This window comes from Phyllobacterium myrsinacearum (assembly GCF_002980555.1).
GTDB classification, from domain to species: domain Bacteria; phylum Pseudomonadota; class Alphaproteobacteria; order Rhizobiales; family Rhizobiaceae; genus Phyllobacterium; species Phyllobacterium myrsinacearum.
This window is the reverse complement of record NZ_PVBT01000010.1, coordinates 62,311-87,657: the sequence shown is the minus strand read 5'-3', so window position 1 is coordinate 87,657 and position 25,347 is coordinate 62,311. Positions and strand designations below refer to the sequence as shown.

General features: G+C 58.9%; 30 protein-coding genes. 15 read left to right on the top strand and 15 right to left on the bottom strand.

Annotated features, from left to right (window positions below):
• Positions 1 to 109 precede the first annotated feature (109 nt).
• From C5750_RS24950 to C5750_RS24940, 3 genes are read left to right on the top strand one after another with little or no spacing between them, the layout of a single operon-like run.
• Entirely contained in the window at positions 110 to 694 is a 585-nt protein-coding gene (locus C5750_RS24950; RefSeq protein WP_105737916.1) for a hypothetical protein, read from the top strand.
• Positions 694 to 1,281 (top strand): hypothetical protein, encoded by a 588-nt coding sequence (locus C5750_RS24945; RefSeq protein ID WP_105737914.1) that lies wholly within the window; start codon positions 694 to 696, stop codon positions 1,279 to 1,281. Before C5750_RS24950 ends, C5750_RS24945 begins: the two co-directional genes overlap by 1 nt.
• A 4-nt stretch (positions 1,282 to 1,285) precedes the next feature.
• Entirely contained in the window at positions 1,286 to 1,861 is a 576-nt protein-coding gene (locus C5750_RS24940; protein ID WP_105737912.1) for a hypothetical protein, read from the top strand.
• A 5-nt stretch (positions 1,862 to 1,866) separates the two neighbouring features.
• Here the strand turns inward: C5750_RS24940 and C5750_RS24935 are convergent, their stop codons facing one another.
• Positions 1,867 to 3,165 (bottom strand): hypothetical protein, encoded by a 1,299-nt coding sequence (locus tag C5750_RS24935; RefSeq protein WP_105737911.1) that lies wholly within the window; start codon positions 3,163 to 3,165, stop codon positions 1,867 to 1,869.
• 71 nt (positions 3,166 to 3,236) lie between these two features.
• Complete coding sequence (locus tag C5750_RS24930; RefSeq protein WP_105737909.1) at positions 3,237 to 4,421, bottom strand: MFS transporter; 1,185 nt, start codon at positions 4,419 to 4,421, stop codon at positions 3,237 to 3,239.
• 223 nt (positions 4,422 to 4,644) lie between these two features.
• On the opposite strand from C5750_RS24930, the gene C5750_RS24925 reads away from it, so the two are divergent.
• A complete protein-coding gene (locus C5750_RS24925; protein WP_105737907.1) occupies positions 4,645 to 5,283 on the top strand; it encodes a glutathione S-transferase in 639 nt (212 codons plus the stop codon).
• 36 nt (positions 5,284 to 5,319) lie between these two features.
• Here C5750_RS24925 and C5750_RS24920 read toward each other — a convergent pair whose 3' ends face one another.
• Both C5750_RS24920 and C5750_RS24915 read right to left on the bottom strand, forming a co-directional pair.
• Positions 5,320 to 6,201, bottom strand: a complete 882-nt coding sequence (locus C5750_RS24920; RefSeq protein WP_105737905.1) for a DMT family transporter — start codon at positions 6,199 to 6,201, stop codon at positions 5,320 to 5,322.
• A gap of 8 nt (positions 6,202 to 6,209) precedes the next feature.
• Complete coding sequence (locus tag C5750_RS24915; protein WP_105737903.1) at positions 6,210 to 6,623, bottom strand: VOC family protein; 414 nt, start codon at positions 6,621 to 6,623, stop codon at positions 6,210 to 6,212.
• Between the two features lie 216 nt (positions 6,624 to 6,839).
• Here C5750_RS24915 and C5750_RS24910 point away from each other — a divergent pair, with 216 nt between their 5' ends.
• The 3 genes from C5750_RS24910 (at position 6,840) to C5750_RS24900 (ending at position 8,915) form a co-directional block, all read left to right on the top strand.
• On the top strand, positions 6,840 to 7,001 hold the full coding sequence (locus tag C5750_RS24910; RefSeq protein ID WP_105737901.1) for a Thivi_2564 family membrane protein: 162 nt from the start codon (positions 6,840 to 6,842) through the stop codon (positions 6,999 to 7,001).
• A 298-nt stretch (positions 7,002 to 7,299) separates the two neighbouring features.
• Positions 7,300 to 8,304 carry a class I SAM-dependent methyltransferase gene (locus C5750_RS24905; protein WP_105737899.1) on the top strand — a complete coding sequence of 335 codons (1,005 nt, stop codon included), beginning with the start codon at positions 7,300 to 7,302 and terminating at the stop codon, positions 8,302 to 8,304.
• Positions 8,301 to 8,915 (top strand): LysE family translocator, encoded by a 615-nt coding sequence (locus C5750_RS24900; RefSeq protein ID WP_105737897.1) that lies wholly within the window; start codon positions 8,301 to 8,303, stop codon positions 8,913 to 8,915. The genes C5750_RS24905 and C5750_RS24900 overlap by 4 nt, the downstream gene beginning before the upstream one ends.
• A 52-nt stretch (positions 8,916 to 8,967) precedes the next feature.
• Here the strand turns inward: C5750_RS24900 and C5750_RS24895 are convergent, their stop codons facing one another.
• The gene (locus tag C5750_RS24895) at positions 8,968 to 9,855 is read right to left on the bottom strand and encodes a LysR substrate-binding domain-containing protein (RefSeq protein ID WP_105737895.1); all 888 of its coding nucleotides are present in this window, start codon (positions 9,853 to 9,855) and stop codon (positions 8,968 to 8,970) included.
• A gap of 123 nt (positions 9,856 to 9,978) precedes the next feature.
• Between C5750_RS24895 and C5750_RS26440 the strand changes: the two genes are divergently transcribed.
• On the top strand, positions 9,979 to 10,215 hold the full coding sequence (locus tag C5750_RS26440; RefSeq protein WP_130502073.1) for a hypothetical protein: 237 nt from the start codon (positions 9,979 to 9,981) through the stop codon (positions 10,213 to 10,215).
• Positions 10,216 to 10,224: 9 nt separating this feature from the next.
• Here C5750_RS26440 and C5750_RS24890 read toward each other — a convergent pair whose 3' ends face one another.
• The 3 genes from C5750_RS24890 to C5750_RS24880 all read right to left on the bottom strand — a co-directional run bounded on the left by C5750_RS24890 (position 10,225) and on the right by C5750_RS24880 (position 11,247).
• Positions 10,225 to 10,413: a hypothetical protein gene (locus C5750_RS24890; RefSeq protein ID WP_105737893.1), complete on the bottom strand. Its 189-nt coding sequence runs from the start codon at positions 10,411 to 10,413 to the stop codon at positions 10,225 to 10,227.
• A gap of 61 nt (positions 10,414 to 10,474) precedes the next feature.
• Entirely contained in the window at positions 10,475 to 10,876 is a 402-nt protein-coding gene (locus C5750_RS24885) for a (R)-mandelonitrile lyase (RefSeq protein WP_105737891.1), read from the bottom strand.
• Positions 10,867 to 11,247: an ArsR/SmtB family transcription factor gene (locus tag C5750_RS24880; protein WP_105737889.1), complete on the bottom strand. Its 381-nt coding sequence runs from the start codon at positions 11,245 to 11,247 to the stop codon at positions 10,867 to 10,869. Before C5750_RS24880 ends, C5750_RS24885 begins: the two co-directional genes overlap by 10 nt.
• Before the next feature lie 122 nt (positions 11,248 to 11,369).
• On the opposite strand from C5750_RS24880, the gene C5750_RS24875 reads away from it, so the two are divergent.
• On the top strand, positions 11,370 to 12,545 hold the full coding sequence (locus C5750_RS24875; protein WP_105737887.1) for an MFS transporter: 1,176 nt from the start codon (positions 11,370 to 11,372) through the stop codon (positions 12,543 to 12,545).
• A gap of 58 nt (positions 12,546 to 12,603) precedes the next feature.
• Here the strand turns inward: C5750_RS24875 and C5750_RS24870 are convergent, their stop codons facing one another.
• Positions 12,604 to 13,065: a YidB family protein gene (locus tag C5750_RS24870; protein ID WP_105737885.1), complete on the bottom strand. Its 462-nt coding sequence runs from the start codon at positions 13,063 to 13,065 to the stop codon at positions 12,604 to 12,606.
• A 161-nt stretch (positions 13,066 to 13,226) separates the two neighbouring features.
• Between C5750_RS24870 and C5750_RS24865 the strand changes: the two genes are divergently transcribed.
• Complete coding sequence (locus C5750_RS24865; protein WP_105737884.1) at positions 13,227 to 13,484, top strand: GlsB/YeaQ/YmgE family stress response membrane protein; 258 nt, start codon at positions 13,227 to 13,229, stop codon at positions 13,482 to 13,484.
• A 77-nt stretch (positions 13,485 to 13,561) separates the two neighbouring features.
• Here the strand turns inward: C5750_RS24865 and C5750_RS24860 are convergent, their stop codons facing one another.
• The 6 genes from C5750_RS24860 to C5750_RS24835 form a co-directional block, all read right to left on the bottom strand.
• Positions 13,562 to 14,560 (bottom strand): DUF930 domain-containing protein, encoded by a 999-nt coding sequence (locus C5750_RS24860; RefSeq protein ID WP_105737882.1) that lies wholly within the window; start codon positions 14,558 to 14,560, stop codon positions 13,562 to 13,564.
• Between the two features lie 86 nt (positions 14,561 to 14,646).
• Entirely contained in the window at positions 14,647 to 15,150 is a 504-nt protein-coding gene (locus tag C5750_RS24855; RefSeq protein WP_245421247.1) for an ankyrin repeat domain-containing protein, read from the bottom strand.
• 139 nt (positions 15,151 to 15,289) lie between these two features.
• Entirely contained in the window at positions 15,290 to 16,315 is a 1,026-nt protein-coding gene (locus C5750_RS24850; protein WP_105737879.1) for a fatty acid desaturase, read from the bottom strand.
• A gap of 91 nt (positions 16,316 to 16,406) precedes the next feature.
• Positions 16,407 to 16,703 carry a hypothetical protein gene (locus C5750_RS24845; RefSeq protein ID WP_105738132.1) on the bottom strand — a complete coding sequence of 99 codons (297 nt, stop codon included), beginning with the start codon at positions 16,701 to 16,703 and terminating at the stop codon, positions 16,407 to 16,409.
• Between the two features lie 82 nt (positions 16,704 to 16,785).
• Complete coding sequence (locus tag C5750_RS24840; RefSeq protein WP_105737877.1) at positions 16,786 to 17,586, bottom strand: family 1 encapsulin nanocompartment shell protein; 801 nt, start codon at positions 17,584 to 17,586, stop codon at positions 16,786 to 16,788.
• An 8-nt stretch (positions 17,587 to 17,594) separates the two neighbouring features.
• Positions 17,595 to 18,653 carry a Dyp-type peroxidase gene (locus C5750_RS24835; RefSeq protein ID WP_199537978.1) on the bottom strand — a complete coding sequence of 353 codons (1,059 nt, stop codon included), beginning with the start codon at positions 18,651 to 18,653 and terminating at the stop codon, positions 17,595 to 17,597.
• Positions 18,654 to 19,230: 577 nt separating this feature from the next.
• Here C5750_RS24835 and C5750_RS24830 point away from each other — a divergent pair.
• The 5 genes from C5750_RS24830 (at position 19,231) to C5750_RS24810 (ending at position 24,941) form a co-directional block, all read left to right on the top strand.
• Positions 19,231 to 19,653, top strand: coding sequence for a hypothetical protein (locus tag C5750_RS24830; RefSeq protein WP_105737875.1), 423 nt, complete (start codon positions 19,231 to 19,233; stop codon positions 19,651 to 19,653).
• An 80-nt stretch (positions 19,654 to 19,733) separates the two neighbouring features.
• A complete protein-coding gene (locus C5750_RS24825) occupies positions 19,734 to 23,156 on the top strand; it encodes a YadA-like family protein (protein ID WP_105737873.1) in 3,423 nt (1,140 codons plus the stop codon).
• 13 nt (positions 23,157 to 23,169) lie between these two features.
• Positions 23,170 to 23,730 (top strand): invasion associated locus B family protein, encoded by a 561-nt coding sequence (locus C5750_RS24820; protein WP_105737871.1) that lies wholly within the window; start codon positions 23,170 to 23,172, stop codon positions 23,728 to 23,730.
• 15 nt (positions 23,731 to 23,745) lie between these two features.
• A complete protein-coding gene (locus C5750_RS24815; protein WP_105737869.1) occupies positions 23,746 to 24,414 on the top strand; it encodes a hypothetical protein in 669 nt (222 codons plus the stop codon).
• A gap of 50 nt (positions 24,415 to 24,464) precedes the next feature.
• A complete protein-coding gene (locus C5750_RS24810; protein ID WP_342588485.1) occupies positions 24,465 to 24,941 on the top strand; it encodes a DUF4189 domain-containing protein in 477 nt (158 codons plus the stop codon).
• Positions 24,942 to 25,347: the final 406 nt, after the last annotated feature.

Genomic DNA, 25,347 nt, shown 5'->3' with positions numbered 1-25,347 from the left:
CCTACACCGGCAGGACTTGCCATGCAGCGCGCATACGTTGCATGGTTCTGCGGAATGCGACTCAGAATTTAGCGCAATGACAAGGCGCTGATCGGAGGAAGATCGCCCGATGTGGTCCTATGTGCGCAATCTTTCCAGCAAGGCACGCGCCTGGATAACCGCCGGCCTCGGCACCTTTGCCGCGCTGGCTGTCGCGGTAGCCCTCGGGGTTTTTGAAGCGCAGCCGCAGGCAGCCGTCAGCCAGATTCTTCCCGGACAGCCGTTTGATGCCGGTAAGTGGCGCATCAGGCCCCTGAAAGCCTGGGTGACGAATCAGAAAATCTATGGCCTCACGCCAAAGCCGGATCAGAAGGCGCTGGTTCTTGAGGTCGAGCTGATGAACCGGACGGCGCGGTCGGACAAGGGCTATTACGGCACAGTCCATCTGCCTCCCGCGATTGAGGCAAAGGCGGAAAAACCGATGATCTATCTTGCGCGGGATGACGCGCTGATGCCGTCGCTCCAGCCGGGTCTTGCGGAAAAAATGGCCTATGTCTGGTTGATGCCGGCGGCTGCGGCACCTGAAGGCCGGATCGATTTCAGCATCGAGGCAGAGAAGTTCAAACCGCGCGATAATCTGTACGGCATGCCCGGATGGTTCAACGCTTACACGGCAGCCAAAGCCAGTCTGGCCCTTGCCGGAGGAGAGGGCTGATGCGCCCGGTCGTCAATATTCTGGCGGTATGTGCTGCTGTCATCGTGCTCTATGCGATGCAGCGGACAATGCCGCATTATATGGATTTGACCGGTCCCATCCCGGCCTATGGCCGGATGCATGAAACGGTTCATACCCGGCTGGTCGACCTCAAGCTGGAGCAGGTGGATTTTGCCCGCCAGCTGACATTCACGCAATATGGGCAACGCAAGACGCTGACGACATCGGGCCTTTGGGCGGTTGCGACAACAGAATTGGCGGCGACGGCCGCGTCGACAACGGTTGCTGCCGCCGCATGGCTTGGGCCTGCAGGCCTGCGGTATGAAAAAACCGACCGTGTCGGGATGCTCAGCAGTCAAATGCCGCCAATGCTTGATCCGGGCATGCCGAGGAAGGTGCGGTTCGTCTTCGAAATCCTGCCGGATCAGGTGAATGGGGCAACGTTCACGCTATCCAGTCAAATGGTGCCGCGGCTTGATTCCGAGGCGCGCATCGCCATCGATGATTTCAGAAAGTTCAACGACGGCCAGCCGCTGATAGCCGACAGTTATGATCTTTCAAAACCCGTGCCTGTTTCAGGGAACTGATTGCATGACCCTCACGCTTGACCAGACGCCGGATCTTTCGCAACGCCGCTGGCGCCGGCGCAGCCTGTGGGCACTGGTGCTGCTCGTTCCTCTGGCGCTGTTCGTCATGTCGTACAGCGATGTCAGGGAAATGGGAAAAAGCGGCAATTTCCTGCCGGTTGACGTCGCTGCCGGCCAGAGTGCCCGCTACGGCGGCAGCGACTGGCAATTCATCGAACTGCGCACCGTCAGCGAAGGCATAAAACCCGGATCGCTGCCGCAAAACGCTGTTCCGGTCATTGCGCGTTTCATCGTTGAAATCGGTGATCCCGACCTGAAAAACCTCTGGCTGATGTGTTCGGTCAGGCTTGTGGACGCATCCGGGCGCTCCTGGTCGCCAGCAGCGGTGCCGGGCCTGCCGCGTCCTGCCGAGGGGATAGAAACCTGCACCTCCACCATCTTTGCCGGGGTCAGCCAGGGCACGCGGCGGGTGGTCGAGGAGACCTATCTTGTCCCCGCCAATGTCGTTGGGGAGTTGAGGCCGACCATCGGCATGCGCAGCGAGCGTCCCTATTACTTGCGTTTTGCCCGTCCGGAATAGCAGGATTAGCTGCTGGCTGCGGCCGGTTGCGCCTCTACGCTCTGCGGATTGCGCCGCATCGAGAACGCCGTTTCCAGAATCGCCGCCAGAAAGCAGATGCGCAGCGGTTCGACCAGTATTCCGGTCGAGGAGTCCTGCAGGGGACTGCCAAACAGGAAGCTGACGCCGTTGGAAAGAGCCTGCCAGATATCCAGCGAATGCGGACCGATGAGCCGGGCGGTCCCCAGCCACATCCATGCGGCCGCCCATTCGATGAAACGATATCCGAGGATCAGCGTGAGGATGAGCAGCAGCCCGGAGTTGAGGGTCAGCTTGACGCCATTGGCAATGGGCAGATAGCGCGAGCGATAGCCGCCGATGAAATGTTCGATGAAGTCGCGCAGGAATTTCGGGATCGATGCGTAGCGCGTGCCGAACTGTTCGAAGCGGCGGTGCAGATGCAAAAGTTCCTTTTCGTCGCGCACATTATAACCATAGACCAGGGCCACCATCACAAGCCAGATCACCGGGATAAGCGCATAAAAGAACAGGCCGATTGCGACGGTGCCGAACGTCTCGGGAACCTGTTCGACGGGTATGAGCGCTGCTGAATGGGCCGATGCGACCAGCTCCGGCAGACCGGCAAGCAGGGATTTGATATAGGTCCAGAGATTGCCCTCGCTCAGGGCCTTCATCCAGCTATCCTTCCAGCGGCTGATGATGAAGAGGCCGATGAAAACCCAGTTTGTCTCGCACACCACCATGATGATCTGCCAGATGGAACGGCCGGTCTTTTCCTTCATGGCTTTTGCCAGCTTGCGGATGATCCAGGAGATCGCAACGGACAGGAGCAGCCATCTCGAATCCAGCACGTCAAGCACATTGCCGCCACTCTCGCCGAAGGGCATCTGCGCCAAAGCCGTGCGCGAATACTGCCGCACCGTATTGCCGAGAAAGCCCCAGGCGGCGTAATAGGCAAAGAACGGGATGAGCGCGACCGACACCATGGCCGCCAATCCGGAAAATCCCCCGCGCGCATCGCCGCTATCGTTTCCTGTCTGGATTTTCTCCTGCGCCGCGTTCAATGCCGGCAGGCCGGGCCGGACGATCTGGATCATGGAAACGGTTGTCACGAGTTGGGCAAGGGCCACCAGCGTCAGGACTGCCAGACCGGCGTAGTGATTGATGTAGGCGGCATCGACGGCCAACTGCATGAGCATGTGCGAGGCGATGACCCCGAGCAGCACGACGGCAAAAAGCTGTGGCCAGTATTTCAGCCACAGCCGGAATGTCAGCTTCAGGGGCAGCATCACTTCGGCCAGCATGATCAATTCCCTGCGAATCTCATGCGGACTTTATCAAAATCGCAGGGTCTGTCACCCCGCCGCAAACCGCTCTAGCAAGTCGCCAGAACCTGCGTTGCTGCACGGCGGTCAAGCGCCTGGCTCCAGAGTGTCAGGCCAAGGGCACCGATCACGAGAATGGCGCCGACCCACGGTGTTGCGCCAAGACCGAGGGGGGAGGCCACGATGATGCCGCCAAGGAAGGCACCACCGGCAATGCCAAGGTTGAACGCGGCGATGTTGAGCGCCGAGGCAACGTCGACGGTTTCCGGCGTATGGATCTTGGCCAGCTGCACCACGTAAAGCTGCAGGCCGGGGACATTCGAGAAGGAGAGTGCACCAAGCACGGCCAGCGTGACCAGCGACCAGACCGGCGAGACAGCCGTGAAGGTGAAGATGGCCAGCACAAGAGCCTGCAGGGCAAACATCACAACCAGCGCGCCAACCGGGTTGCCATCGGCAACGCGTCCGCCAACCATATTGCCCACGGCAATCGACAGGCCATACAGCACGAGGATGAGACTGACCGTCGAGCCTGCATAGCCGGTGATTTCCTGCAGCACCGGGGCAAGGAATGTGAACATCACAAAGGTCCCGCCATAGCCGAGTGCGGTCATGGCGAAGGCGAGCAGCAGGCGGCCGCTGCCCAGCACGCGAACCTGATCGATCAGGCGCGCGGGAGCGGCCTTGGCGATGGTTGCGGGCAGAAGCACGGCAATGGCGGCGAACGCGATGACGCCAAGTGCGGCAACCGCCCAGAATGTTGCGCGCCAGCCCAGCTGCTGGCCGATGAAGGTACCAAGCGGAACGCCGGTGACGATGGCGACGGTCAAGCCGAGGAACATCATGGCGATGGCCGATGCGCGCTTGTTGGGCGCGACCAGATCGGCGGCAATGGTGGCACCAACCGAGAAGAACACGCCATGTGCGAAGGCGCTCAGCACGCGGGCGACGAGCAGGAGTTCATAGGTCGGCGAAAGTGCGGCAGCGGTATTGCCGACGATGAAAAGCGCCATCAGCCCGAGCAGGAGCGGCTTGCGCTCGATCTTGCCGGTGAGCGCGGTCAGAACCGGTGCGCCGAAGGTGACGCCCAGCGCATAGACGCTGACGATGAGACCGGCGAGCGGCAGGGTGATGCCGAGATCGCCGGCAACGGTGGGTAGAAGGCCGACGATCACGAATTCTGTCGTGCCGATGGCATAGGCGCTGATTGTCAACGCCAGAAGTGCGAGAGGCATTGTCTTGTCCTTTAAATGGCAGGCGGGATGTCGATCCGGCCCGTGAATGGAATGATGACGGATGGCAATCCGGTTGCGCTGAATATGGTCGAAGCGCATTCCATTGATAATCGTGTGATATAGCGGGATAATCATGAATTGAATTCATGGATCGAGGCAATTCACGCGCGAAGCTTGTTATCGGCGCCGGTTTCATGAAAACTTGTGTCAACCGAGGCCTTCCATGACACATGCTTTGCCAGTTCTTTATACCTTTCGCCGCTGTCCCTATGCCATGCGGGCGCGCCTTGCTATTCAGGCCGCGCACCAGCTCTGTGAACTCAGGGAAATCGTTTTGAGAGACAAGGCACCGGAATTTCTTGGCGTCTCGCCGTCCGGAACGGTGCCGATGCTGCTTCTCCCCGATGGCACGGTGATCGATGAAAGCCTCGACATCATGCGCTGGGCCTTGACCCGGCACGATCCGGAACACTGGCTCGAGGTGGATGATGGCGGCTGGATTGCGCGCAATGACGGACCGTTCAAGCGCAGCCTTGACCGCTACAAATATCCCACGCGCTTTGATAAAACCGATCCGCTGGCGGAACGCGAAAAAGCCGTGGCAATTCTTGATGAATACGAGGAACGGCTGGCCTGGTCGCGCTGTCTCTTCCGCGCGACGCCGTCGCTTGCCGACATGGCGATCCTGCCGTTTGTCCGGCAGTTTGCCAGCGTGGATGCGGACTGGTGGAGCGGGCTGGCCCGGCCGCATGTGAAGCGGTGGCTGGGTGAATTCGTGTCATCCGGCCGCTTCGACGCGGTGATGCTGAAATATCCGAAATGGCAGGTGGGCGATGCCCCGACGCTTTTCGGCGTGGCCTGAGCGTGGCTTGCAGCGGCTTTAAGCGGATGAAACGTTTCAATCCGCTTGTACGGCCTTTGCCGGCACGCTCTTGTTTTTCAGATTCAGCAGGTTGCCTGACAGGATGAGGGCTGCGCCGAGCGCCGTGTAGATATCGATCCGTTCCGCATAGATGAGCCAGCCCAGCACGGCCATGAGCGGGACGCGCAAAAAGTCCATCGGGATCACCACGGTGGCATCGGCATAGAGCAGGGCCTTCGCCATGCAGAAATGCGAGAACGTGCCGGTGAAGGCGATAATCACCACCCAGGGCCAGGCCTGCAGGGTCGGCCACTGCCAGACATGCAGCGCCGGCAGCAATCCGATGGCTGACTGGATCACCAGCATCCAGAAGATGATTTTCACCACGCTTTCCGTGCGGGTCAGGGATTTGACCATGGTGAAGGAAATACCGAACGTGAAGGCCGCGCCGAGCACGATCAGCTGTCCCATTTCGATCGACCCGACGCCGGGGCGCACGATGATGACGACGCCGACGATGCCGAGGAGAATCGTCAGCGTGCGCCAGAGATTGAACCGCTCGCCGAGAAAGGCGACGGCCATGACCGCCGTCCAGGCCGGTGTGGTGAATTCAATGGCGATCACCTGCGCCAGCGGGATCATGGACAGCGCCTGCAGCCAGGCGAACTGGCCGGCATAATGGGCGGTATTGCGTCCGATATGCTGCCAGATGCGGCCGGTCCTCATGGCGCGCACGCCGCCGGACGACCGGATCAGCGGATAGAGCATGGCCAGCCCGATCAGGGAACGCATTTCCATGATCTGAAAAACGTTGAGTTCCTTCGAGGCCTCCCGGCCGGAGATCGCCATCATGAGAATGGCGGCCAGCGACCCGGACATCCAGAACGCCGCCTTCAGGTTTGATGGCTTGAATTCCATAATGCCCGCTATTTTGCGTAGACGCTGGCGAAATCGGCAAAGCCCTTCACTTCAATCGGGTTGCCCGAGGGATCGCGGAAGAACATGGTCCATTGTTCGCCCGGTTCACCCTTGAACCGCACCACCGGGGGCATGACGAAGTCGACCTTTGCCCCTTGGAGCCGCTCCGCAAGAATATTCCAGTCTTCGAGGGGCAGAATGACGCCAAGATGCGGCATGGGCACCATGTGATCGCCGACCTTGCCGGTGTTGGCCGTTTCGAACGGCTTGCCGAGATGCAGGGAGATCTGGTGGCCGAAGAAATCGAAATCCACCCAGCTGTCGGTGCTTCGCCCCTCCGCACAGCCAAGGATGTCGCCGTAGAAGCCGCGCGCCTTGTCGAGATCATGGACATGGTAGGCAAGATGAAACAGCGAGCGCATGGGGAGAATCCTGGGAAACGGGGATGATGGCGAAGCTATCAGCAACTGAACGGGCAATGCAATGCACGGTGGTTCGAAATTGTACGCAGCATTCTCGGCTGGCGGTGCGCCTGGATACTGGTCGTGCGCGGTGCGGCGTTTTCATGGAACAAAAAGAGCCAGCAAAGAGTTTTGCCACGCTACGATTGTTCCGATCCCGAAAACAGGAAACTTGCAATGTCCCTTCTTATCAGCCTTTTGATCACCGTTCTGGTGATCTTTCTTGTGCTTTATCTCGTCCAGATGCTGCCGCTTGACGGCCGCGCCAAGCAGATCGTCCAGGTGATCGTCGTGGTGATCGGCATTATCTCGCTGCTGCGCTATCTCGCAGTCTTCTAGCCATTCGTTCCGCTGGTTGGACTAGAAAAATTGTTGATCGCAAGTTTGGTCTTGCGATCAAGATTTCTTGGATTTATCGTGTGCTGATTATTGCTGCTATTAATAATTTATAAATTTTTCGTTTAGTTTTAATCACTTTTTAGGGCAGGACATTTCGAGGCTGTCTCAACGCTTTCTGAACATTCATAAGCTGCGCCAAGTTTTCGGACTACACTGGTTAGGAGCAGGCAAAGCCATATTGGGTATCAAAAAACCGCGCTGAGGAATGCTGTCCAAATAACAAGGTCAGAGTAAGAAAATGGATAGCTTTGCAGCGTTCATCGAAGAATGTGACCGTGCTCCGCGACTTAATCAATTAGCAGGATTTTTTGCGAATACCGCCGCAGGGAAAACGGGCCAACCAATTCACAAACCAAGAGTTGATCGGAGACTGTTTGAAAGCAATAGCCTTTTAGGAAAATTTATAGAGTTACATTCTCAAAGATGTGGTCCATTTGATCTTCATTATCACAGCAGCATTCCCTATCGACTAGAGGAAGAATGCCGTCTAGGGACTGCAATCCTTTCCTATGGACTTGAGCTAACTCCAAAAATATCTTCGCTTAAAGTCTATACCTTGGGTACCGCTGAAGGGACCATGGCGCGGGTAATTTCAGAATTGGCAGACGGCGTAATTGAGACGCTATCATGCAGTCCAAATAGGGAAAATTTTGACAGTTTTTGTGCGTATGGAATGCCTCCCAACGCGCAGTTCTTCCTTGGGTCATTTCATCGCTTGACGAAAGAAACATTGAGGGCGGATCGTGATCTGCTTCGTTTTGAGGCCGGGTTCGATATTATTCTAGAAGATACCACCTTCCAGATGTATTCGGCCAATCGCGTGGGGCAGATTGAGTTTGTAAGTCAGCATCTGAAGCCGGATGGTCTGTTCCTTTTTGTAGAAAAATTTCATCATGATTGTGCTGACGAATATATCAAGCGTGAGCGTCAAAAGGATTATGGCTTTAAAGCTAGATTCTTCAAACGTAGTGAAATCGAAAATAAAGCGCGGGATGTCTTGACTGTAATGGGCCGGAATCAATGTACGCTTAGTGAAATGGCTGCGGCAGTCTCCAGACGTTTTACGAATTGTTGCATCACTTGGAATAGCGGTAACTTTTACACATTAGTTGCAGGAAATAACATAAAGAATATCGAGAGGTTAATAATTTTGTTGGGGCAGCCGGCCATTCCCAACGAATATGTCTATGTTGATACCCCTTTGTCGCTGGCAAAATTCGACGAAGACAGGGGAATTCGATGACACTTTCCGTTTGGTTATCTTTTCTTCTGGTAGCAGGAATACAAACCGCAAGTCCTGGGCCGACCGTTTCATTATTGGTGACGACAAGCATCGCATATGGGCCCAGAAGGGCAATTTATCTTATGCCCGGAATTTTTATCGGCGACACGACATTGATAATAGCAGCTTTCGCGATCGCAACCGCTGCGTTGTCTACTTCCGCGCTCATGCTTGATATTATTAGGATCGGGGGCGGTATGTATTTGGTCCTTCTGGGAGTAACGATGTTCGTCTCAAACAGAGAGATCAACAGCGTCGCAATGTCAGGAGGGTGGGGATGGCAACAATTTGTAACCGGTTTCTTGACCACTGCCCTCAATCCAAAAGGCATTCTTTTTTTTATTACATTGTTGCCGCAGTTCATATCGTCTGAAAAATCATTTGAAGTGCAATTTGCAGTTCTAGGGGTATGTTTCTTGGTTGTGGGGCTATTGACAGACTTTGCTTATATCTTCGCGGCGGCTTACGGGAGCAAGTTCTTAACGTCGCGTGTTCGTCTTGGATTGGTCAGGGCAGCGGGTTTTAGTTTAGTCGTTATCGGATTATTTGTGCTCTTTCAGCAGGCGTTTTAAATCTGCTAAAAGGTGTTTGGGTATTGCTCGCTTCGCGACACTATTGTCACACCTACGCCGTTGCCTCGCCGAGCTGCCCCAGCATCCAGTCGCGGAACGCGCGGATTTTCGGAACATTCCGCCGCGCCTCCGGATAAACCAGCCAGTAGGCGTGCTCGGACGATCCCACAATATCGAAGGGTTGGATAAGCTGTCCTTGTTGCAGCTCCGGCTGGAAGAAGAAGGGTGTCAATATGCCCACGCCCTGTCCGGCCAGCACCGCCCGCCCTTCCAGATGCTGGTCGCCCAGCCGGTTGCGCAGGTCGCCGCGCAGGGCCGGCTTTTCGATGCCAACCAGGCTGAACCAGATGTTCCACCATGGGTCGCTGGGATCGAGAATGGGCAGTTTGAGCAGGTCGGCCGGTGTCTTCACGCCGCCAATCGAGGCGGCAAGGGCGGGTGACAGCATCGGGGTGAAATTGGCCTGGAAGAGCTTGTGGCAAACAAGACCGGCCCATTCCTTTGTACCGCTGCGAATGCCGACATCCGCCTCCTGACGCACGAAATCCGTCATTTCGCGGCCGGATTTCAGCCGGACAGCCAGCGCGGGGTTCTCCATCTGGAACGAACCCAGCCGCGGTACCAGCCATGTGGCGGCAAAGGTCGGAATCGTGGCGATGGTCAGGATACCGTCGGCACTTTCGCGCGTCGTTGCAAAGGCCGCACGCAGGATTTCAAATGCCTCCGTCGTTGCCGGGGCCAGCCGCGCCCCGATTTCCGTCAGGACAACCTGGCGCGGCAGCCGCAAAAACAGCGGCGATCCCACCCGCTCTTCCAGCAGTTTGATCTGGTAGCTGACGGCCGCCTGCGTCATGCCGAGTTCCTCCGCCGCCTTGGTGAAATTGCCATGGCGGGCGGCAGCCTCGAAGACACGGATAGCGGCAAGGGGCGGAAGATTCATCGGTATGATCCATAAGGGGTACTTATGAATCATACTCGCCGTTTTGTTGGAAAACAAGCGCGAACAGGCGCATTGAATCCCCACCCAAGACATGAACGTCGCATACCAAACGGAGTTGAGGTCATGAATCCCTCACCATCACACTGCACATCCATCGACAACCCCGGATCCCGCTGGGGTTGGTTCACAACCCTGAGACGGGCGCTGGCAAGGCCATCCGTGCCAATCACCGTCAATGCCGGGGATTTCTCCGATCACATGCTGCGCGATATCGGCATGCGGGATGGCCGTCCCGGGCGCGGCGATATCTTCCCGCCGCACGCCGGTCTGAAGAAGGATGTTTTCAAAGGACCCGTCTGAGCGTGGCGCTCAGGAATCAAAGTCGACTTCCAGCTGCTTCTCGAGGGCGACAAGGTCCTCGGGGAGCGGCATGCCCATGGCCTTCAGTTCGTTCAGGTGTTCGCGCAGGGTCTCGTGGATTTCATGGGCATCGGCAGGCCGTTGCACCATCTCTTCGAGCAGAAGCGCAATCTGTGCCTTGATGTCTTCGAACGCCATGGGTTTTCCTTTCAACGCCACTGCAAAGCCGGGTTTTGATGCCCGCACGCATGCTAGCAGATTATTCCGTGCCGGAATATTGCGTATCGGAAACCTTTTCCATCCATTCGACGGCATTGCCGTCCAGGGCTTCCTGCATGGCGATGTGCGACATGGAATTTGCCGGGCCCGCGCCATGCCAGTGCTTTTCGCCAGGCGGAATCCAGATGACGTCGCCAGCCCTGATTTCACGCAATTCCTCGCCCCAGACCTGGGCAAGGCCTGCGCCTGAAACCACATAGAGCGTCTGGCCAAGCGGATGGGTGTGCCATGCGGTGCGGGCGCCCGGTTCAAAATGCACGACGACGGAGATCAGCCGCGCCGGGGAGGGCGCCTGGATGATCGGGTCCTGCCAGACCGTGCCGGTGAACCATTCTTCCGGCGCGCGGCGGGTGGGTATGGAGCCGCTCGATTTTATGTCCATTCGGTTTCTCCCGGGGTTTCGGCCGGACCGGCCGGAGACTGGTTTTCAGGCAAAGGGATCGTGCTCGCCGAAGCAATGACCGAGTCGAGAAAGCCGGGAAAGCGATTGTCGAGATCGGCACGGCGCAGGGTCAGAAATCGTTTCGTTCCGTCGGGCCGCACATTGATCACCCCTGCCTCGCGCAGCTTGGCGACATGATAGCTCAGGGCTGTTTTGGAACCAAGTTCGGTGAATTGCCCGCATGTCATGGCGCGTTCACCGTTGCGCGCGAGAATGGCGATAATGTTCAAGCGCGTCTCGTCGCCGAGCGCGGTGAAGATGGCGGGAAGCGAAATCTCTTCAGCATCCGGATGAAACAGCGGGTGGGTCATGCCTTCCTACCTAGCAAGTGCGTACGAAAAGTTCAATGTTCAATAATCGTTGAACTTTATTCTTGACTTCACATGCTGGTGAGTTCAATAGTTCAAGGATCATTGAACAAAGGATATCTCCCATGGACATTCGCCTTGTCGGCCTGGCGTTGGGTACATTCGTCATTGGCATTGAAGGTTTTGTCGTCGCCAGCCTTCTGCCGCAGATCGCCGGAGACACCGGCGTGACGCTGGTTCAAGCCGGTTATCTCGTGGTCATGTTCGCGCTCGCCTATGCGCTGGGCGCGCCGCTGCTTGCCGCCCTCACCGGATCGGCAGACCGCCGTCTCATCCTGGCGGGCAGTGCCACCACTTTCGTCATCGGAGCGATTCTGGCGGCATTTGCGCCGTCCTACGCGTTTCTCACAGCCGCCCGGCTGCTGATCGGCATGTCGGCAGGGCTCTATGCGGCCACGGCACAGGCCACGGCCGTCGCCATTTCTGAATCGCACCACCGGGCACGGGCGATTTCCGTCATCGTCGGCGGGACCACACTGGCGGTGGCCTTCGGCGCACCGCTCGGGGCGCTGATCGCATCATTTGCCGGCTGGCGCGGCACCTATATCTTCATTGCCCTGATCGGCGCCGCCGCGACAACCTTCGTCTGGTTTCTCCTGCCGCGCGGATTGCGCGCCGACCGCTTGACCCTGCGCCAGCGGCTCGGTGTGATCCGCCATCCCGGGCTCTTTCCCGCGCTTGTCACCATGCTGCTCTATATGGCCGGCGGCTTCATTGTTTTCACCTATATCGCCGCCATCGCGGTGCAGGGCACTGGTCTTTCCCGCGCGATGGTGCCGCTGGTTCTGCTGGCCTTCGGTCTTGGTGCTGCCCTTGGCAATGTTGCCGGCGGACAATTATCGGACCGTTTCGGCCCGACGCGCACGGTGATCGCCGCCTCCTTCCTCAATGCGGCGTCACTGATGGCGATCAGCTGGATCATGCAATGGCCGCATGAAATTGCCGGTCCGGCGCTCATGACGATCATGGTTCTCTGGGGCATTGCCGCCTGGATGTTCCCGCCCGCGCAGGCCAGCCGGATTCTGGCGATCGCCCCGGAGAGCGCGCCGCTCGCGCTGTCGCTCAACGGTTCGGCGCTTTATCTGGGCATTGCCTCGGGATCGTTCATCGGCGGCCTGATCATCGCCAATCTCGGCCTTGATTATCTCGGCTGGATCGGCGGCGCCTTCCCGCTGCTCGGGCTTGTCGTGATGCGGCTCGCCAGCGTTGGCGCGCGCAAGACCGAACTTTCCGTTGCCTGATCCCAGGCGGCCGGGTCAAGACCGGCCGCAACCAATACCGTTGCGGCCGGTTTGAACTTTATGACGAGGATTTCAGAAGCGACGCAATCTGCTGCGTGCTTGGTACCTGACCGTTCGGCGTGAGCTGGTCGACCACGCCGGGCAAGATCTTCGACAGCTGCGCGAGCAGGTCCTGTTCGCTCATGCCGGTTTGCTGGGCGATCTCGCTGATGGTTTTCTGGCCAAGCGCGCTGCCGAGGTCGCCAGGAGCGATGGGCTTGTTTTCACCCGGCTGAAGCCAGGAGTTTGCCGTTTCGCCATGGCCCGCATTGGTCAGGCTGTTCAGGAGCCCGCCGAGCCCGCCAAGGAGCCCGCCGCCAGCCGCGGTATTGCCGTTGTCCGCCGTCTGCGGATTGTCGGGAGCCTGCGCGGGCTGGCTCGAACCGCCGCTCAGCATTTTTCCAACCAGAAGTGCTCCAAGCGCAATGATCAGCGGCTTCGATATATTTCCGCCTGGTACCGCATTATCGAAAATTCCCATCTCGATCTCCCTTCAACGTTGCTCGGTTTCAGCTCGAAATCTGTCGTTCTCCCCCGCAAAGATATTTGTTCATTCCGGGAGAAAGCACAACCATCTTGCTTTTATTCAATCTATGCGAAAACATGACGACATTAAGCCAATGGATAGGAAGGAATGTTCGCATGTCTGTTATCGGTTGGATTGTACTTGGACTTGTTGCGGGATTTATTGGCAGCAAGATCGTCAACAAGAGCGGCCAGGGTTTTATCCTTGATATCGTTCTGGGCATTGTCGGCGCTGTCGCCGGCGGATTTATCTTCAGCCTGTTCGGTGCCACCGGCGTCACGGGTTTCAACATCTACAGCCTGATTGTCGCCGTTATCGGTTCCGTCGTCGTGCTCTGGCTCTATCACGCAATCACCGGCAACAGATCCGCCTGAACTGAAACCGCCTGCGTTTTGGGATGAACAGCGTGGCATTCGTGCCGCGCTGGGGCAATTGGGAAGATTTGTACTTGCTAATCCATTGGCAGGCCGCGCTTACGCACCTCACTGCTTGGAATAGCGTTGCCGATTTTGAATTGGAATGATGAGACACGAGTGACGTTAGAATCGGCGGAACACTGAAAGTCCCAGTTGTACCAGTTCCCGTTACGGCGAAAAAATACGCCGACGCCCTTGTAGGAAGTATTTGATACAAACCCGCTTGAAGGTCCTGTAAGGACCAGCGCGTCGTTCTGTCCCAAACCCAATTGTCCAATTGCCTCCGCTGTACAGAGGCTTTTGAGACGCCCTTGTGGTGAAAGATGTGTGACAACCCGACCCATTCTTGGATCGAGCCTTGGATTTGGTAAGAACTTCTGGCTCAAATTTGCGAACGGGTTAGAGCTTTTCATTGCTTTGGATCCGTCGGGTTTAGATTGCTGCTCTATTTTCTTAGGAACAGGCTGCGATTTTTGTTGAGATACCGCTGCATTTTCAAGGGACATGGTAGGAGTGGGGGATTGTAGCTCTGCCTGTCCAGCAGTCTCGCTGGGCTTGGGGGAAGACTGTGATTCAGCAATATCCGGCGTCACCGGTTTGGCTTCAATGGGAGAAGCACTCTGACCGGCATCCGTCTTTGCCGTTTCAGCGTCAGAACTCTGCGGCGTTGACGCCTCATTCTGTGTTGTACCCTCGCCGGAAGCTGGCTTTTTTTCTTCCGTCGATTCCTTCTCGGACCTGGGCAAGATTGGAAAAGTAGCTCGCGACGAAGCCGCCGCGGCGGCGGGGGCCGGGGCGGGCTGCGGCTGTGGCGCCTCCGCCTTCTCTTCCTTTTTTTCCGGTTCAGGTTCGGGTTTTGGTTGCGGTTCGGGCGGCGGAACGACCTTCACCTCCACGCTTTCCGGCTCTGGCGGTGTGGTTTTCCACTGGGGAAGCTGGAGAAACAGCAATGCCGCAACCAAAAGATGCAGGGCGAGGGACGTCAGGACGCCCCCTCCAACTTCGTCCCGCAGCTTTTTGGCGAACGCTAACATTGCTTAAACGATTTCCGACCGCATGCCCGAAACCTAGGAGCTTGACCGGCCCGCAACAAGGGGGAAGGGCACAGGGCCGCTTCCCTCTACTTCAACAGTGCGGCAATGGCGGGCTTGTCGGCCGCCAGTTCCAGTGCAGTTTTGCCGCCTGCAGTCCTGGCTGATTTATCCGCTCCGTGTTTGAGCAGAGCCTGAACCACGGCGGGATCATCGCTGTAGCTAGCCGCCATGTGAAGCGGCGTCATCTTGTCGTAGTCACCGACGATGTTGACCTTTGCGCCCTTGGAAACCAGCAGATCGATGACGCTTGCCGGGCCGTAATAGGCTGCGGTGTGCAGTGGCGCCCAGCCCTCCTGGGTTTTCTGGTTCACGTCGGCGCCGCAGGCCAGCATCTTGGCGACAAGATCGGCCTTCTTGTCGCGGATGGCGATGCTGAAATGCGTGTCGCCGCCCATATCCCGCCCGTTCGGGTCGAGCTTTTTGCACTGTGCGGCCGATGGCGCCGCGCTGGCGCCGGAAACCGGAACAATCGCGCTGACCGCTGTCAGAGCCAACCCGAACAAGACCACACTTGAAAACAATCTCGGCACGCTGTCGTCCTCACCAATTTGGATTGCGTCCGTCATCCGCGACGGATCGATCCCTGCTTTCTACAGGGCTTTTTGTCTGCCGGGCAAGGCAGGAAAGATGCATTTGCCGGGGAGGAGATTGCCGGAGAACCTGCCGCGGTCAGGCCAGGTTGCGTGCCTCGCGAAACGTGACCAGTCTCTTGCGGCCTTCATCCCACAGCACCAGTTTGACACAGCGCAGGCTCTGCAGAATGGTGATGCGTCCGACATTGCCGAGTTCGGGATAGTCCCGCAGAACTTCCGGCAGCCGGTAGTAGGGCACCCGGCTGGAGAGATGGTGGACATGGTGGATGCCGATATTGCCGGTCAGCCATCTGAGGGGAAGCGGCAGGACGTAATGCGAGGATCCGTGCAGGGCGGCTTCCTGGAACTGCCAGTCAGCACCTTGCGACCAATGGGTTTCCTCGAATTGGTGCTGCACGTAGAACAGCCAGATGCCTGCAGCCCCGGCGAGAACGACGATCGGCAGATGCACCATCAGGAAGGGAATGACACCCACCAGCCAGATCAGGATGGCCGCCAGCAGCGCAATGGCAAAATTCGTCGCCATGGTGGAAATCCACGGCTGCGCCCCGGAACGCATCATGCCGAACGGCAATCTCTGCTTGAAAATGAAAAGCCATGCCGGTCCGATGCCGAACATGATCACCGGATGCCGATACAACCGGTAGCCAAGGCGGCCCCAGCGGGAAAGAGCCCGGTATTCGGCGACGGTCAGGGTCGTGATATCGCCGACACCGCGCTCATCCAGATTGCCGGCCGACGCATGATGCAGCGCATGGGCGCGCCGCCAGTAATCATAGGGGGTCAGAGTGAGAACGCCGATTGCCCGGCCTGTCCAGTCATCCGAATGCCTGTGAGCGAAAAAGGAGCCATGGCCGCAATCATGCTGGATCATGAACAGGCGCAGCAGGAAGCCTGCCGCCGGAATGATAAACAGCAATCCCCACCAGAAGCCGTAATGGACCGCAGCCCAGCACACCGCCCACAGGATGGCGAAGGGGATGACGGTCACTGCAAGCTCGAAAATGCTGCGGCCACGGTGCGGTTTGCGGTAATTCAAAAGGATTTTCGGCCATGCGCGGCCGCTCAATCCAGCTTCAAAAGTGGGAGAGGTGTTTTTCATCGGCTATCATAGGCTTGCCACAGGGAGCGGCACAAGGGACGTTGCCGTTCTTTTGTCGTATCAGAGAGATTTCTGTGCGTATGCCCCTGGCCTAGGCCTTCAGGATCTGGTGATACATATCGAGCTTGCCCGGTTCGTCCTTGGCGATCAGAAAAACCATGTTCTGCGCATCGAACAGGCGGAACCAATCATCCCATTCGACCACTTCGAGGCCACCGGCGTCCAGGGGCTGGTCAACATCCGCAACAAACTCCGGTTCGAAGACGATGCGGAGCACCGGCGTTCCCTCGGGTTCCGGCGCGGTGTCGATGATGGCCGGAGATCCGGCCCGCGCCGAAACCCAGTCCCGGATTGCCTGATGGTCGGTGAGAGTGATCGATTCGCTCATGTCCATGCTCCTTTTCAGTGAAACGCGTCCTGCCCGATTGATTTGCCGCGGCGGCTCCAGCGACGGCACGCGCAACGCACCGTCATGCGGCGGACAAGACAACGGCCGCTTCTGCCGTCAGCATGCGGAATGTGAAGGTTTCCTGCAGATAAAGTTCGACTGCCGTGCTGGAATGGCTGAGATAGCCGATGGAAATGTCCTGGCCGATATCCAGCTCAAAATCACCGCCGCGGGTGGTCAACACAAATCCGCCTGCCAGAGCAGGCGCCCAGATGATACCTCCGTCGACTTCGCGCTCGATATGGTGGAAGACGGGATAGCCTTCGTCGCTTCCGCCGCTCGCGGCGGTGTAGGCTTCGGCACCGAGAACGAGCGCATAGGGGCCGTTCACGCCGGCAAGCCGCAGCTGGCTGACCGCTTGCGCCACGGCCTGCGGGTAGCCTGTGGCAATCGGCGGGAGCGGCACGGGCGCATTGCTGCTGCCTTCGCGGATGCCTTGAATGGCTGCCGCGGCAAACCCGTCAAAAACCGACCGGTCCTCGGCGAACGCGAGCTTGCGCGCCGCGTCCTTGACTGGGGTCCAGTCCGAATCCGTCGAACCACGCTCGACGTCGTCAATGGCCTGCCGCGTGAGTTCAAAGGGAACCCGCACCTCGACCAACGGCTTGACTTCGCGCTGGACCGACTGGATTCCCTCGCCAAGGCCTTGGATCGGCTTCACATGGCCGGTGCCCACGGCGGAAAAATCAACACCCTTCGGGCCGGCGACATCCACAACCCGGCGGGCCGCCAAATGACGTTTCAGGGTGCGTGACGCCTCTTCCTCGATTTGCTCCCAGGCACTGGCGGAGATCGGAGCGAGCTCCCGATGAAGATTGTTCATTGTCTGCCTCACTTCTTTAACGAACCAATGCCGAGCGAACCGTCGCTCCGGGGTTGTTGTGGTTTGACGATATCTTGCGGTCCGGAGCTGTCTCCAGCCGGGGCGGCGATGGCAGAGGCCGCGCCCTCGGGCGTGACATTGTCCAGGAACGTCGCGGTGGGAACGAAGAACAGCGTGCCGGTTACCGCACGGCTGAAGTCGAGCAGCCGGTCGTAATTGCCAGGCGGCCGCCCGATGAACATGTTTTCGAGCATCTGTTCAATTCGGTGCGGCGAACGCGCATAGCCGATGAAATAGGTGCCGAACTCGCCTTTGCCCGCATCGCCGAACGGCATGTTGTCCCGCAGGATTTCGAGCTGTTCACCGTCTTCGATAATGGTCGTGAGCGCGTTATGGGCAGAAGTCGGTTTCACGGCATCGTCAAGTTCAATGTCGGAAAGCTTGGTCCGGCCGATGATATTCTCCTGCTCAGCAACGGGCACATCGTTCCACCGTTTCAGGTCATGCAGATATTTTTGCACGATGACATAGCTCCCGCCCGCAAAGGCCGGGTCTTCCTCGCCGATGATCGTGGCTCTTTGGGCCGCCTGGTCAACAGGGTTCTCCGTTCCGTCAACGAAGCCGATCAGATCGCGGTCATCGAAATAGTTGAAACCGTGCACCTCATCCGAACTGGCAACCGCGCCATCAAGCCGTGCCATGATCTGCGTGGCCATTTCAAAGCACAAATCCATGCGCGTCGACCGGATGTGCAGGAGAATGTCGCCCGGTGTCGAAACGGCGTGATGCTGGCCGCGGATTTCGCGGAAGGGATGCAGATCCTTCGGTCTGGGATCCCCGAAGAGCCGGTCCCAGACATCGGAGCCGAAGCCCATGACACAGGAAAGGCCGCTCTCCAGATCGCGGAAACCCACGGCGCGCAGAAGCCCCGAGAGATCGCCGCACAGTGCACGCGTTGCTGCTGCGGCGGCCTGTCCGGGCTTGACCGTGAGGACAAGAAATATTGCGGCGCGTGTCAGCTTTGCCACGACCGGTTGTGAAACAGATGAGGGTATCGGTGAATCCATATTGGCTCCATGTGAAACGCCGACACGGCATGCCGGTGGTTCTTCGAACGCTGGAAGAACAAGGTTGCGCGGTTAATTTTCGATACGCAAGAGCATATATCGCTATACGCTGCTGCATAGGGTCCTTGTCTTAACGGGTGTTCATGACACTCAAGCGCTTGCCTGCTGCATGACGCGGCAACGCTCGCTTGAGTCTGGGCGGGAATGCATGGCTTTCGCGAATCTCACTGCTCATGTCCCAGTCGCTGTCTGGAATAGTATTTTTCTTTTCGGCTTCTGGCGGTATAAAATACTCACTATTCGCCAATATTTATTTCTATATTTGAATGATTTTTGAAATTATTCCGACAATCCCATTGATATATCAATATTTTTCTTGCATATAATTTTATGTACTTTGATTTTTAAGTAAAGAATAAAATATTGCTCCCAATTTCTAGCTAGTTTACTTGGTTGAAATCCGTGAAATGAATGATCGCGCCGCATAGATCGCAAGTGGGAGCGATACATCTTGTCACTCGTGGAAACTCAGATCGCCACTCTTCGTAAACGTTTTTGGCCGGGAACGTCGAGCGGGATGGCCGGTTGCCTGCCGGCAGGAAACGGGTTGCAGGGGGAGCCCGCATCCGCTTTGCCGCAATCCCTGCTTGATGACATTGACCGCAGGATAAAAGTTGTCGCCGCTTCATTGAAGCAGCGGCAGCAGACGGAGCAGCCTGATCCCCGATGCGATCTTCTGCTTGCAACCTATGCGCTGGGTCTTACGGCCCCCTTTTACGAAAACGGGCCGCCCGACCGGCATCTTGACGCGATCCGCGACCGTCTCGCGCACGTGATGCCGTCCGACCGGATGACCCAGGCGCTTCTTGCCACGCCGCCCGACGGGGACGACTGGTATGCAAACGCTCTTGATCCCATTGAAGCCATCGGCCGCAAGGATGGCCGGGAGTTCTTTGCCCGATACGCCGGTGCCGGTGGCGCCGCTGCCATTCAGAACTGACATCCATATCACTGTGCATCGGAAATGAACGCGGGGTTCGCGGAAGAACCTGCCGCCGCTAATTTGAGAGGGACTGCAAAATGATGCTTCTGTCATGCGTTACTGCTCTTCGCAGGATTGCCCGTTCCACTGGACATTGGCTGCCGGGAGCGGTTGACGGCAACCGCTCGGTGCGCCGCCGTCTGATGGCGGTGTTGCGGTCCGCCCACCGTGTTCTTGGTATCAAACGCAATCGGCTGGGACTGGGCACGCTCGGTGCCGGCGGGGTGCTTGGGGCGCAGCTTGTCGTGGCAGGGATCATGATTCCGCAGGCGGCCTTCGCGCAGGTTGTCATTGGCAACGGCGTTCTGACCAACGTCGCGAACTGCACGACTCCCTCCGCAGGGGGGCAAAGCACAGCGATCGGATGTGGCAGCACCGCTCCCGGCGCCGCCTCAACCGCCATCGGCGCTGGCGCCCATGTGAATGGCAATAATGGCGTGGCGTTGGGCACCGCTATCACCGCAACGGGCGATGCTTCGATTGCCATCGGCTATTCGATGGGCGTCAGTGGCCTCAACGCCATAGGCGTGGGTGTCTTCGCGAATGCCACCGGTGTCAATGCACTTGCCGTAGGCGGCAACGCCCGCGCACTTGCGGACGGAGCATCAGCCTTTGGTGTCAACACCACGGCAAACGGGGCAAACGCCATCGCCCTTGGCTCGACGGCCAGCTCTTCGGGCGGTGCCTCGGTGGCGATTGGATTGTCCTCCAACGCTTCATCTTCAAACGGCTCCGCCATAGCTATGGGCGTCGGCGCCAAGGCAAACGCTGGAACGGGCGGCGGTTCTCCCGTTGCCATTGGCACGAATGCCGATGCAAGCGGCACCGCGCCTGCTGGTTTCACGTTCGAGGCCGTTGCGCTCGGGACGGCTTCAACCGCAACGGGAGCATGGTCGGCCGCAGTCGGTTCGAGCTCTTCGGCCACCGGGACCGGGGCCAGTGCGTTCGGAACCTCCGCCACCGCATCGGCGAACCAGTCCACGGCGGTCGGCAACGGGGCAAGTGCCTCCGGGGTGGGGACCGCAGCCATGGGCTATCTCGCCAACGCCGCCGGGCAAAATGCCGTCGCCATCGGCTCCCAGGCCAATGCCGCAGGTTTAAACGCGCAAGCACTTGGCAATGTCGCCAAGGCTTCCGGTGATTTCTCCCTGGCTCTGGGCAATCAATCCGTGTCCAGTGGAGCAGGTTCCGTTGCAACCGGCTCTGGAGCCCAGGCCACGAACGTCTCCACCACCGCACTCGGCAACAACGCCACGGCGACCGCCGCCAGTGCAACCGCTGTGGGACTGGGTGCCACGGCGAGCGGTGTGAACGCCAGCGCGATCGGCAAGTCGGCCAATGCGAGCGCGCAGGACGCCATCGCCTTCGGTACGAGCGCCAAGGCCGATTCGGCCGACGCCGTGGCCATCGGCACCGGCGCAACGGCAACCGGTGGCAAGGCAGTGTCGATCGGCGCCGGCAATACCGCTTATGGTGACGGTGCGGTTGCCATCGGCGATCCGAGCTATGCCAGCGGCACGGGCGCCTTCACCGGCGGCGCCAACAACATTGCCAATTCAGATGGGACAGCGAGCGCAACGGCTGCAAATGCGGCCAATGGTGCTGTGGCTATCGGCAACTCCAACAGGGCCATCGGCCAGGGGTCGGTCGCGCTCGGCAACACCAGCAGTGCACTCGGTGCCGGTTCGCTGGCTTTTGGCGATACGGCCATAGCGAACAATGCCCGCGACGTGGCGCTGGGCTCCGGCTCTGTCACCGCCGTGGCCGTCGGCACGCCCGGCATTGTCATCAACGGCACGACCTACAGCTTTCAGGGAACCACCCCGACCTCCACGGTCAGTGTCGGTGCAGCGGGCGCTGAGCGCACGATCACCAATCTGGCGGCAGGCCGGATCGGCGCGGCTTCGACGGACGCGATCAACGGCTCGCAGCTCTTCGCAACGAACCAATCGATCGAGGCCGTATCGGGACAGCTCACGCACTATTACAGCTTCAATGATGGCGGCACGCAGCAGGCAAACTACACCAATAACGGTGCCACCGGGATCAATTCGCTGGCGGCGGGCGTTGCCGCCTCGTCGACGGCCGCCGATTCATTGGCCCTCGGCTACAATACCCAGGCCACGGTGCTCGGCGGTGTCGCACTCGGTGCGGGCTCGGTATCCGGCCGCGCCCTCGCGCCAGCGACAGGTACGATCGGCACCTTCATTCCCTACAACACCACCGACCTTGCCTTGCTCGGCGCCGTCTCGGTCGGCAATGCCACCGGTTATCGCCAGATCACCAATGTTGCCGATGGCACGCAGGCAAGCGATGCAGTGACGATCCGCCAGCTTTCCGGCGCCCTCACTTCGTTTGCCACCACGACAACAAAATATTTCCATGCCAACTCCACTCTGGCGGATTCGCTGGCCGTGGGCACCAATTCCGTGGCGGTAGGCCCATCGACCGTCGTCAATGGCGACAATGGCATCGGCATCGGCAATGGCGCACTTGTCCAGCAAACGGCTCCGGGGGGCATCGCTCTCGGTCAGAATGCCACGGTCAATTTTGCCGATTCAGTCGCCCTGGGCACCAATGCGCAGGCGAACGGCATCCAGTCCATGGCGCTGGGTGCCGGAGCCTCGACAACTTATGCGACCAATGTGGCGCTTGGCGCGGGCGCGCAGGCCACCTCGCAAGCCGGGGACGTCGCGCTGGGTGCCGGCTCAACCACCTCGGCCGTGGTTGCAACCACCAGCACCACCATCAACGGCAAGACCTATAATTTTGCAGGCACCAATCCGACGTCAACAGTGAGTGTCGGCAGTGCCGGTGCGGAACGGACGATCACCAATGTGGCGGCGGGCCAGATCAATGCAGCATCGACTGACGCCATCAACGGCAGCCAGCTCTATGCAACAAATCAGTCGATTGCATCGCTCTCGACCGGCATTACCAACCTGGGAAACTCCGCGGTCCAGTACGACACGAACAATGGCAGCAAGACAAATACAATCACGCTCCAGGGCGGTGATCCCAATGCCCCTGTGCTGATCAGCAATGTTGCGACCGGCGTTGCCAATACGGATGCGGTGAATGTCAAACAACTGAAGGACGGGCTGAGCACGACATTCACCGACTCCAAGGCCTACACCGATCAGGTTGGCGCGACGACGCTCAACAGCGCCAATGCCTATACGGACTCCAAGCTGGGCCAGTTGAACAATGATATCGGTGAGGTGCGAAGCGAGGCCAGACGGGCCGCTGCCATTGGTTTGGCTGCCGCGTCGCTGCGCTATGATGATCGCCCCGGCAAGCTCAGCGTGTCGATGGGCGGCGGCTACTGGCGCAATGAAGGCGCCCTGGCTTTCGGCGCCGGTTACACCAGCGAGAATGGACGCGTGCGCGCCAACCTGTCCGGCGCCACGACCGGCGGCAGTGTGGGCGTCGGCGCGGGTGTCAGCGTAACCCTCAACTGAGACAGCTGACGCGATGGCACGTGCGAGACTTCCGTCACTATCAAGGGTTCTGGTTTGCCTGCTCCTTACAGGCAGCCAGGCCGTGGCGGCAGGCTACAAGGTCAAGCCATCGGATGTGCTCGTGCCGCAGGGGGTGCCGATCGGCAAATACCGCCGGATCATTCATCCCTTCGAGAACTGGACCCTGATTTGCGACGAGAACCTGAAGACCCGGCGCAAGGTATGCAACATCAGCCAGTCCTTCACCGATGAGCAGGGAACGCCGGTGTTCAGCTGGTCCCTGGCGGCAAATGTGGATGGCAAGCCCTTCATGATCTTGCGGGCTCCGGCAGTGATCGGCGCTGGCAGCAAGATTTTGCTGGGGCTTGCCGGAATGGACCGCGATGTCGGTGTCGAGGTGAAGGCCTGCGACACGGCCGTCTGCATCGGTTATCTGCCGGTCGGCCCGGTCCTGCGCCAGCAAATCGGTAAACAGACAACAGCGCGGGTGTCGTACTCTTTGAATTCGGGTGAAAACGTCAGCATCGAGGCCCCGTTCAAAGGTTTGGCGGCTGCCCTGTCGGCGATCAAGTAGCGGGAGAGAACCAAATTGGCCAAGCAATCGATCAATGATCGTATCCTGTCGCGTTCCGAGAACGGGGGAGGCGAGGGAGAACCCGCCGGTTCCGGGCTGCCCCGGCCGGGCCGCCTCAAATGGTTCGCCGGCATCGGGGCTGTTGCCGTTGCGGGAGCGGCGCTGGCTTTTCAGTTCTATCCGCCTATGGGGTCGGTGTTCCCGGCCGCCGCTACCGCGCAGGCGCAGGCCCCCGCCGGAGCCAACGACGATACGCCGTTTCGCACCCATATCAGCCAGGCCGGCATCCGCACCTGTGCCAATCTTTTCCCCGCGCTCGGACAGGCGCTGACCTTCGGCTCCACCTATGCCGTCAATACCCAATGGAACAAGACGTCCCCGGATGCGCATCCCGTGCAGGCCGTTGCCGGAATGAGCTATGACACCCCCGAGTACAAGGAACAGGCGGCCGGTGTTGTGGTGGCCTCCCCGACCGCTTCCGGATGTGAAGGGACCTTTGTCCGGGTGGCGCCGTTTCAAAAGCCCTGCCAGGAGGTCATCACGACCCTGCCGCAGGGAAGCACGCTTGCTGAAACCCTTTCCGGAACACCGTACTACAATCTCGCAAACAATGGCGGCCAAGCCCTGCTGATCGCCTCGGGCAACAGCTGCGTGGTTGTGTCCGTCGGGAGCGTGGCGGGATGAAAACCGCGCCGCGCTTCCATAGTGCAACCCCCAGACAATGGAGCATTCATATGCATGCCAATCGTGCCCTTTTGATCGGACTGCTCGCAATGGTCGTCGGTTTTTCTCCCGCAAGCCAGGCGGCCGATATGTCTGCGCCCGAATCCATTCCGGAACCGGCCCTTGCCGAGAAAGGAATCTGGGGCGCAATCGCCTATTCCGCCGGGGATAACCGGCACGGCTTTTTCTGGGGTGCGGACAAGCGCGACGAAGCGGAAAACAGCGCGCTCAAACATTGCGAGAACGCAGACGGAAAGAGCTGCAAAATCGTGACGGTGTTCCGCAATCATCGCCACTGGAATGACGATGACGGGACGGGCTTTCCCTATGAGCATTGTGCTGCCCTGTCGGTCGGCAAGGCGTCCGGTGGACTGTCCGCCTGGGGTGCCGCCTCGGAGGCGACCCGGCGCAAGGCAGAGGAGAAGGCGACGCATCTGTGCGGCGGTGAGGCGCAGGCATGCAAGATCCGCGAATGGGTCTGCACCTGATCTGTATCGCGGCTTTTGCCGCTAAACTATCGCCTGTGACCGCCGCGGGAGTTTCCCTTGCCCTGGGTGTTGCCCTTTGCCTTGCCGCTTTCTTTGCCGCTGTTGCGGGGGCCGCCGAAACTCAGTCCAAATCGTGCGGCCTCAGCCGTGCTGGCAAGCACAAAGCTTGCTAGGGTAAGGGCGGATATTGCGATAACGAGCATTCTCAACATTGTCGTTGCAATCCAAACAGGAGCGAGGTTGCGGCAAATCGAATTTGGTACGACCGCCGTGTCAATGCAATTGTTGTTAAAATGCCCCCGGAACCGCATAAAATCGCATATTGCGGCGCATCTATGGCATTAGCCCTGATCCTTTGGGCTGGACGGTTCCGCGCGCACCCGCCGGCGCCTTGTTCATTGTCCGC

What these genes read in the sequence shown, in the direction of transcription:
- C5750_RS24950 (WP_105737916.1), top strand. Translation starts at nt 110, where the DNA reads ATGTGGTCCTATGTGCGCAATCTTTCCAGCAAGGCACGCGCCTGGATA.
- C5750_RS24945 (WP_105737914.1), top strand. Translation starts at nt 694, where the DNA reads ATGCGCCCGGTCGTCAATATTCTGGCGGTATGTGCTGCTGTCATCGTG.
- C5750_RS24940 (WP_105737912.1), top strand. Translation starts at nt 1,286, where the DNA reads ATGACCCTCACGCTTGACCAGACGCCGGATCTTTCGCAACGCCGCTGG.
- C5750_RS24935 (WP_105737911.1), bottom strand. Translation starts at nt 3,165, where the DNA reads ATGCTGGCCGAAGTGATGCTGCCCCTGAAGCTGACATTCCGGCTGTGG.
- C5750_RS24930 (WP_105737909.1), bottom strand. Translation starts at nt 4,421, where the DNA reads ATGCCTCTCGCACTTCTGGCGTTGACAATCAGCGCCTATGCCATCGGC.
- C5750_RS24925 (WP_105737907.1), top strand. Translation starts at nt 4,645, where the DNA reads ATGACACATGCTTTGCCAGTTCTTTATACCTTTCGCCGCTGTCCCTAT.
- C5750_RS24920 (WP_105737905.1), bottom strand. Translation starts at nt 6,201, where the DNA reads ATGGAATTCAAGCCATCAAACCTGAAGGCGGCGTTCTGGATGTCCGGG.
- C5750_RS24915 (WP_105737903.1), bottom strand. Translation starts at nt 6,623, where the DNA reads ATGCGCTCGCTGTTTCATCTTGCCTACCATGTCCATGATCTCGACAAG.
- C5750_RS24910 (WP_105737901.1), top strand. Translation starts at nt 6,840, where the DNA reads ATGTCCCTTCTTATCAGCCTTTTGATCACCGTTCTGGTGATCTTTCTT.
- C5750_RS24905 (WP_105737899.1), top strand. Translation starts at nt 7,300, where the DNA reads ATGGATAGCTTTGCAGCGTTCATCGAAGAATGTGACCGTGCTCCGCGA.
- C5750_RS24900 (WP_105737897.1), top strand. Translation starts at nt 8,301, where the DNA reads ATGACACTTTCCGTTTGGTTATCTTTTCTTCTGGTAGCAGGAATACAA.
- C5750_RS24895 (WP_105737895.1), bottom strand. Translation starts at nt 9,855, where the DNA reads ATGAATCTTCCGCCCCTTGCCGCTATCCGTGTCTTCGAGGCTGCCGCC.
- C5750_RS26440 (WP_130502073.1), top strand. Translation starts at nt 9,979, where the DNA reads ATGAATCCCTCACCATCACACTGCACATCCATCGACAACCCCGGATCC.
- C5750_RS24890 (WP_105737893.1), bottom strand. Translation starts at nt 10,413, where the DNA reads ATGGCGTTCGAAGACATCAAGGCACAGATTGCGCTTCTGCTCGAAGAG.
- C5750_RS24885 (WP_105737891.1), bottom strand. Translation starts at nt 10,876, where the DNA reads ATGGACATAAAATCGAGCGGCTCCATACCCACCCGCCGCGCGCCGGAA.
- C5750_RS24880 (WP_105737889.1), bottom strand. Translation starts at nt 11,247, where the DNA reads ATGACCCACCCGCTGTTTCATCCGGATGCTGAAGAGATTTCGCTTCCC.
- C5750_RS24875 (WP_105737887.1), top strand. Translation starts at nt 11,370, where the DNA reads ATGGACATTCGCCTTGTCGGCCTGGCGTTGGGTACATTCGTCATTGGC.
- C5750_RS24870 (WP_105737885.1), bottom strand. Translation starts at nt 13,065, where the DNA reads ATGGGAATTTTCGATAATGCGGTACCAGGCGGAAATATATCGAAGCCG.
- C5750_RS24865 (WP_105737884.1), top strand. Translation starts at nt 13,227, where the DNA reads ATGTCTGTTATCGGTTGGATTGTACTTGGACTTGTTGCGGGATTTATT.
- C5750_RS24860 (WP_105737882.1), bottom strand. Translation starts at nt 14,560, where the DNA reads ATGTTAGCGTTCGCCAAAAAGCTGCGGGACGAAGTTGGAGGGGGCGTC.
- C5750_RS24850 (WP_105737879.1), bottom strand. Translation starts at nt 16,315, where the DNA reads ATGAAAAACACCTCTCCCACTTTTGAAGCTGGATTGAGCGGCCGCGCA.
- C5750_RS24845 (WP_105738132.1), bottom strand. Translation starts at nt 16,703, where the DNA reads ATGAGCGAATCGATCACTCTCACCGACCATCAGGCAATCCGGGACTGG.
- C5750_RS24840 (WP_105737877.1), bottom strand. Translation starts at nt 17,586, where the DNA reads ATGAACAATCTTCATCGGGAGCTCGCTCCGATCTCCGCCAGTGCCTGG.
- C5750_RS24835 (WP_199537978.1), bottom strand. Translation starts at nt 18,653, where the DNA reads ATGGATTCACCGATACCCTCATCTGTTTCACAACCGGTCGTGGCAAAG.
- C5750_RS24830 (WP_105737875.1), top strand. Translation starts at nt 19,231, where the DNA reads ATGGCCGGTTGCCTGCCGGCAGGAAACGGGTTGCAGGGGGAGCCCGCA.
- C5750_RS24825 (WP_105737873.1), top strand. Translation starts at nt 19,734, where the DNA reads ATGATGCTTCTGTCATGCGTTACTGCTCTTCGCAGGATTGCCCGTTCC.
- C5750_RS24820 (WP_105737871.1), top strand. Translation starts at nt 23,170, where the DNA reads ATGGCACGTGCGAGACTTCCGTCACTATCAAGGGTTCTGGTTTGCCTG.
- C5750_RS24810 (WP_342588485.1), top strand. Translation starts at nt 24,465, where the DNA reads ATGCATGCCAATCGTGCCCTTTTGATCGGACTGCTCGCAATGGTCGTC.